The sequence below is a fragment of the Flavobacterium fluvii genome, assembly GCF_900129545.1.
In the GTDB taxonomy this organism is placed as follows: Bacteria; Bacteroidota; Bacteroidia; order Flavobacteriales; family Flavobacteriaceae; genus Flavobacterium; species Flavobacterium fluvii.
In genome coordinates this window covers 525,629-532,472 of the sequence record NZ_FQWB01000002.1, presented here as the reverse complement: position 1 = coordinate 532,472, position 6,844 = coordinate 525,629, and the positions used below count along the sequence as shown (strand labels likewise).

At 32.0% G+C, this 6,844-nt stretch carries 4 protein-coding genes; 2 read left to right on the top strand and 2 right to left on the bottom strand.

The window, feature by feature from the left end; genetic code table 11:
• Window positions 1–45 precede the first annotated feature (45 nt).
• Window positions 46–354, bottom strand: coding sequence for a hypothetical protein (locus tag BUC16_RS07775; RefSeq protein ID WP_141226099.1), 309 nt, complete (start codon window positions 352–354; stop codon window positions 46–48).
• Window positions 355–740: 386 nt separating this feature from the next.
• On the opposite strand from BUC16_RS07775, the gene BUC16_RS07770 reads away from it, so the two are divergent.
• Window positions 741–1,913 carry a CHASE2 domain-containing protein gene (locus BUC16_RS07770; protein WP_073369490.1) on the top strand — a complete coding sequence of 391 codons (1,173 nt, stop codon included), beginning with the start codon at window positions 741–743 and terminating at the stop codon, window positions 1,911–1,913.
• Window positions 1,889–2,671: a hypothetical protein gene (locus BUC16_RS07765; RefSeq protein WP_073369489.1), complete on the top strand. Its 783-nt coding sequence runs from the start codon at window positions 1,889–1,891 to the stop codon at window positions 2,669–2,671. Before BUC16_RS07770 ends, BUC16_RS07765 begins: the two co-directional genes overlap by 25 nt.
• Before the next feature lie 20 nt (window positions 2,672–2,691).
• Here BUC16_RS07765 and BUC16_RS07760 read toward each other — a convergent pair whose 3' ends face one another.
• On the bottom strand, window positions 2,692–6,837 hold the full coding sequence (locus BUC16_RS07760; RefSeq protein ID WP_073369487.1) for a caspase family protein: 4,146 nt from the start codon (window positions 6,835–6,837) through the stop codon (window positions 2,692–2,694).
• Window positions 6,838–6,844: the final 7 nt, after the last annotated feature.

The window sequence follows — 6,844 nt, the reverse complement described above, 5'->3', positions numbered from 1 at the left end:
TTTAAAAATTCAACTAACAAAGAAAAACATTTATCTTTGAATTAATTAACAGAACACTCTCTTAGTAAAAGTCCAAATTAGTTTGAAGACGTACAGTTTTACCGTAATTTCATTTATTTTATAATTCCCTAGACTTTCCAAAAACTTGGTTGAAATTTCATTTAAGTTGATATTGTCTTTATAGGCATTAATTCTTGTTGAAGGCAATTTAATTCTTTCTTTTTTTTCATCCCATTCTTTAAGATTATTTACAGTGTAAGGTGTCGCTCCTCTAAATCTAATTGAGCCATTTCTAAATTCAAAATTAATCGTTAACTTTGACTTGTTTTCTCGTAGAAAAAATTTCGTTTTCATCTGTGTTTTTTTTAAGTTTTTAAACATTTTAAATTTAATTCTAATTAAGTTTTGTGTCTAAAAACGTGTCCATTTATGTGTCCATTCAAGTACATTAATGTCCACTTGTGTCGTTTAAACCAAAAATACTTTTCAGAATTAGACCAATAAAAACGTCAGATTGACCATAATTCAACAAAAAAACGATAGAAAAACCAATTCAGTCAAGGTCACAAACTAAAAGTCCATTTCTTACGAAATGGGCTTTTTTTTATGCTATAAACAAAACATACTCCGTTTTCAAAAAATTTATTGAAAAAACTTAAATTTGATTGAATAAAATTTAATCAAAAAACAGTTTTATATCTTATTTTTGCCTTTAAGTGAAAATCATTAAAATCACGTAAATGACCGACAAAAACAAATTCTTAATCAGAGATTCCTTTTTGGGCACCATTTTTTCGTTTTTAGCCTCATTTATTTTATACGTCATTGTTGTCAATATTTCAATTTTTGATCCTTTCGAGAAAGCTTTCGAGGATTTCAACTTTACGGATATTTATTATGCCAAGGAACTTTATGAAAACAAGATTTCCAAAGACGTTGTTTTAGTCAACATAAAACATTCTGGTAGAGTGGAAATTGCAGAAGCCATAAACAAAATTGCGGATCAAAAACCAAAAGTCATCGGAATTGATGCCATTTTCAAAGAAAAAAAAGAGCCTTTTGTAGATTCTATTTTAAATGCCGCGCTTCATAAATCCAACAAAATTGTCACGGCTTTTTTTCATAAAGAAAATGGCAGTATTACAAGAAGTCAAAAAGAGTTTCACACTTCAAAAACGCATGAGGGTTATGTCGATTTTAACCTTGAAGGAGAAAACAATGTCGTTAGAGAATTTAAAGGCGTAAATACCGAAAAAGATACTGTTTTTGCTTTTGCAACCCAAATTGCAATGGTCTCGGGCTATTTGGATAAAAATACGGCAAAACAAAAATTAAGTGAAGAATTAACCATAAAATATACAGGGAATCTAAATTCGTTTTTGGTGTTGGATATTGATGATGTTTTGGCAAAGGACTCTATTCCGGCACTAAAAAATGCCATTGTGATTATGGGATATTTAGGCGATCCAACCGACAACCCATATGATATCGAAGATAAACTTTTTACGCCTTTAAATCCCAAATACACAGGAAAATCTACACCAGACATGTTTGGTGTGCTTGTTCATGCCAATATTGTAAAAATGCTTATTAATAAAAGCTTTATAACTGTTACGCCTAAATATGTTTGTTACATTTTGGCCTTTCTCGTATCCTTTGTCTTTATCATGATTAGCTTGGTTTTGAATAAAGGCAACTCTGTTATTTCCCATATCTTAATCAAGATACTTCAACTTCTATTTACCGTCTCAACTTTATACTTGGCTTTGCTTTTATTGAAAAACGACATTATAATAAATGTAACTCCAATTTTAGTTTTAGTATTGTTATCCGGGGAAATGGTGTCTTATTTTGAACACTTATTAGAATATCTAAAACATAAATTTCAATGGAAAAATTATCTAGACTTCTAAAAGTCATTATTTTGTTTAATTTATGTATTCAGCCGCTAAATGCGCAAAATCGTCTTTGTATATACAATACAAAAGGGAGTGTTGTTTTAGAAGAAAACCCAATAAAAAAGGAGATTAAAAAAGGGGATTTTATAAACAAAAAAGACAACGTAAAAGTAGCCGATAAATCCCAAATTACAGCTTTGGATGAGTCTGGACAAGTGTATCTTATCGATAAACCGGGTAATTATAATTTCGATAAATTACTTCTTTTTCGCAAAAAAGAAGCAACAACAGGACTAACCTCCAAGTATTTTAAACTTGTTTGGCAAGAAATGACCCAAAAAGGAGGAAAAAAAGTCATTGGTGCTGTTTATCGTGGCAATAACTTGATGCTCTCGCCAAAAGACAGCGCGAAGGTTAAAAATTCAAAAATCACTTTACGATGGAAGGCAGATTCGCTTTCTCTGAACTATGTTTTTATTCGAAAAAAAGAATCTGATGAAGTGCTAAAATTGGCAACAAACGGATCAGGGTTGGTTCTTTTTAATGACAATCCTATTTTCCAGCAAGGAACCACTTTTGAATGGACGGTTTCCAAAGAGTCTTTTCCCAATTTAAACAATCTTCCTTTTTATACTTTTACTTTAGTTGACAGAAATAAATACAAGACATTAAAAGACGATTATAAATCGTTTATCGATGATTTGAAAGCATCGGGACTCGATGATGAACAAATAAACAATGTTCTTTGCGAAAGGTTTGGCCTTTGTGAATAGTGTGTGTTTAAGCGTTTAGTTTACCATAATTTCAATTCCGTTTTATCATTGATTTCTCGTAAATCCGGAACTTGTTTGTTATTTGTGCTTTCCATGACTTGTTTAAACAGTTTTGAAATATCCTCTTTGGTCAACGGTATTGACCTTTGCAGCTCTTCTTTCTCCAAGCTCACCCCTGCATTTAATTTTTCTTTTAATAGTTTTATATAGGCTGCGGTAAAAGCGCCATTCCCTAATCGTTTGTTTTCATAAGCAACATCAGATCCCGAGGATGCCGATACAATCGTGACACCGCTTTTTGACAAGAAATTTTCAAACAATGTACCTACAACTTCTGATACTTTAAAAGCTGTTTCATCTTTGGTCGAAGTTGCCGACGAACCTCTATGTTCACTATTGGCAGTCGTTACATTAGCATTAACATCAGTATTTGTATTTGCTATATCAAGGGTATTTCCAGAATGACAAGAATCCATCAATAAAAGTTTATTGGCTGCAGGCGCGTTTTTAAGCGAATTAACCAATGACTCAAACGAAATTCCATTGGTGGCAACATTAGTAAAATCCATATCTGTTGGAGCGAAATAATAATTATTGTTTTTGTCCAAAACACCGTGTCCGGCAAGAAAAATCATTACTTGATCGTTTGCCTTGCTTTTTTCAAAAAAATGTGCCAAAGTTTCTTTTATATTTTTAGAATTTGCATCACCATTAACTAGATTAGTCACGAATACTTTTTCAAACGAAAAGGGTTGACCGTTGTTTAATAGCTCATTATCATTGGAGTCTGTCCAACTCTCGTCCAGTAATGGCTCACTCATCTCGACCCATCTAGGTTTTGCATCGCAAATTGAAAATCCTTTGATTGCATATTCTTTATCCGTGAAAGATTGGTTTTCGATTGATTTTCCATCAATTGCATAAACGAATGAATTGTATCTCAAACCATCTGAATTTGTTTTTAATACACAAAAAGTTTTTCCATCTTGAGAAATTGATATTAAATCCCCAGATTCAATTTTATTGTCGGCATCTATTTTTACTGGAACTGGATTACTTTCTTTGGTGTCAACCATAAACAAAGACTCATTTATACTGAATAAAACATATTCGCCGTCTTTTGAAATATTCCTCAAATGAGGCAAATTATATTCTTCAAAATCTTCTGTTTTCAGATTTCCTTTTTCATCTTTTGTTTTGTAATTTTTTAAATTAATTTCTATTTGTTTATTGCTTATGCTTTTTTCGACGTCATAAAAATTCAGGACCACTTTTGTTAATGAATTCGAATTGGTGTACTCAAAAATCAGCCATTCTTTTTCTGAAACTAAAGCATAATCTCCCGAATTAGTGGAAGCAGGAAGTTTATGAAACTCCGTCTTTTTACTTTTTATCGAATAATTCATAATTTTATCACCGTTAAGCAATGCAAAACCGCTTCCGTCCGGATACGGATTTACTTGTTTGGCTTTGTCATAAACTGAAAGCGGAAAATCTTTTGAGAAAATCAATGAATCAACAGTTTGCGAATTAAAGTTCCATAAATTGAACTTGTTGTGATTTACTTCCAACCAGCTGTTTTCTTTAGGGTTTACCAGAAAAAAATCTCCCGTACTTTTGTAAACATTCCCCAAATATTTTTTTATTTTGCCAATAACTTGATCCTTTTTTTCGTGCAAGCTGAAAACATCCCCAAAGAATTTGTCTTTGTAGTCTTTAATATCATTTTTGTCAAACTTGCCGTAAATATGTGCAATGTCTTTGGCATCTTTATCAGCAAATGTCAGATTGTATTTCGATTGTTGGTAATCTGAAACTCCTATGGATACCAAGTACAAGTTGGGGTTGCCCAAGTTCTCATTTGGTGTTGAAACAGCATTACCCGTAACTTTGGTTTCAGGATTGGTTGCCGTTTTGCTTTCGTTTCTAATGGCAATTGCTTTATCGAGTGTTTTTGCATATTCTTCATTTGGTTTTCCAAACAGCGAAAGTATTTTTTCGGGCTTGAATGCTTCGTTTTCAATTTTTTGCAATGCAACTTTTTGATTTGATTGAGTGGCAAAAAGATAATTCCCTGCATCAATATTGCTGAAATAGTACCCATTAGTGTCCAAAAACACATGACTGTCTTTGTCGGGATGCATCATCGAACCTAATTCTTTCAAGGTATTGGCATCATAAATTTTTATGATGCCTGTTTTAAAACTGACCATTATTTTTGTTGCATCCGAATTGAAAGACACACTCAATGGTATTTCAGAAGCATTGAAATTTAATGCTTTGTCTTTTACTGCCACTATTTGATTATTAATGATCAAGGCTGCAGACTCATTCTTATAGCTAATAGCAGAGATTATGGCACAATCTTGCACTTTTGAAGTTACCTTATTATTATTGACTTCCAAGATAAGAGATTGGGAATAACAATTCTTGGAACTTTTTTTACGTAACGAATTGCTAATGACAAAACCGGAATCACCGGCAATTTCAACATCAATATTTCCCTCGTCGAGTTTTTGGGAATAAATAATTTCATTGTTGGAAATATTTCTGACTTCAGCAATGTCATCGCTATTAATCGTCAGTAAATAATCTCCATTATTGGAAAATTTCCCTGTCTTGTAGCTTTTAGGCAACTCAATATTCTCGTTGTTTTCAAGAATCATTATTTTATTGGAAGCAGTGCTACCATCCGTGTATTTACCCTCGGAAAGCAAAAGAGATTTAGTTTTGTCATTATAATCCAAAATATTGAAATATCCTTTTTGATCCTCGAATAGCTTGGTTACTTTGTCATTTATCAAATCGTATTTGTAATAATGGTATTTTCCTTCCAATACTTTGTCCTTTTCTCTCCCATAAAAAATCTGACATCCCGAAACTCGATCGAATAGTGTCCCGTAATTTGCTGAAATAGCAGTGCTGCTAATATTGTGTTTTAACGGTATATAATCATCAATTTTTAGTTTGGCGAAACGATTGTTAAACGTTCCAGCATTGAAATATTTCACATAGTCTATCGATCCAGTAATGCTCTCGCCTACTACTAACCAATTGTCATTTGGCAAAAAATAACCTTTGCTTAGCCCTTTTATAGTATTTGGAAATTCTCCAGTTATTTTATTTGTTTTGGTGTTGTACACATTAAAACTAACTGCATTGGAAAAATTGGGATTAAAATTTTGATAAAATATAATTTCCTCTTTTGATGGAACTTGAAGTGCAATATTTGGATAAGTGCCAAATTCCATTTCTATTTCCATGGCACTAAACTTGTCGCCTTTTTTTTGAACTAGTATTGGATTTGAATTAAAACTATTGTTGGTTATTACTATATTTTGGTCATTGTTCGTTGCTGTTGCGGTAACCAATGTTGATGACGAAAATCCCTTGTAGGCATAAGTAAAAACACTATTGTTCCAAATAGCATCATTTTTATATTTAAAAATTTCCATTTTTTTTTCTTCTTCAAGATAACATAAGGCATAAAATGATTCCGATGCAGTATCAAAAATCAAATGAAGGACTTCCGTTTTTTCTTTTATGGGAATTTGTTTGACTATTGCTCCGGACGAAATATCTTTTATGATAATATTTTTTTGAGAAACATAATCCCTTTCAACATAAATTATCTTTTTTTGGTCATTAGAAATTTCAAGTACATCAATGTTTTCGGGGTTGTTGAATGTGTAAAAACTGGTAAAATTATTTTTAATGATTTCGATGTTGCAACCATAGTTTAATTTATGATTGACAATGGAAAGATCCTTTTTGGTATTGCCTAAAAAGCCGAAACTTTCTTTATTTTTCAATACTATTTTGTTGTCATGTAATCGGATGCCAATTATGGAATCTGTTGTGCCGTCGCTATATTGGTATTTTTGGGAAATCAATAAAAGGGAATCATTTTTTATCAATCGCATGCTGTGTATGGGAATTCCGGAACTTTTTCTGATGGTCTTGACATAGTCAAATTTATTCGCGTCAAACAGCAAAATCTTACCTGTTTCATCAGACGTTATGATGCTTTTTTCATCTTTTGTGAGCAAAGTAGCCGTGACTTTACGATAATGATTGTCTTTCAAACCAATAGCAATATCACTGTTTACTTGGGAAAAACCAATAGTCGATATAAATAAGATTAGAATAATTTTTATATGTTTCATTTAAAAT

Bases quoted from the DNA above. Each gene is read 5' to 3' on its own strand.
- BUC16_RS07765 (WP_073369489.1), top strand. From the start codon at position 1,889: ATGGAAAAATTATCTAGACTTCTAAAAGTCATTATTTTGTTTAATTTA.
- BUC16_RS07775 (WP_141226099.1), bottom strand. From the start codon at position 354: ATGAAAACGAAATTTTTTCTACGAGAAAACAAGTCAAAGTTAACGATT.
- BUC16_RS07770 (WP_073369490.1), top strand. From the start codon at position 741: ATGACCGACAAAAACAAATTCTTAATCAGAGATTCCTTTTTGGGCACC.
- BUC16_RS07760 (WP_073369487.1), bottom strand. From the start codon at position 6,837: ATGAAACATATAAAAATTATTCTAATCTTATTTATATCGACTATTGGT.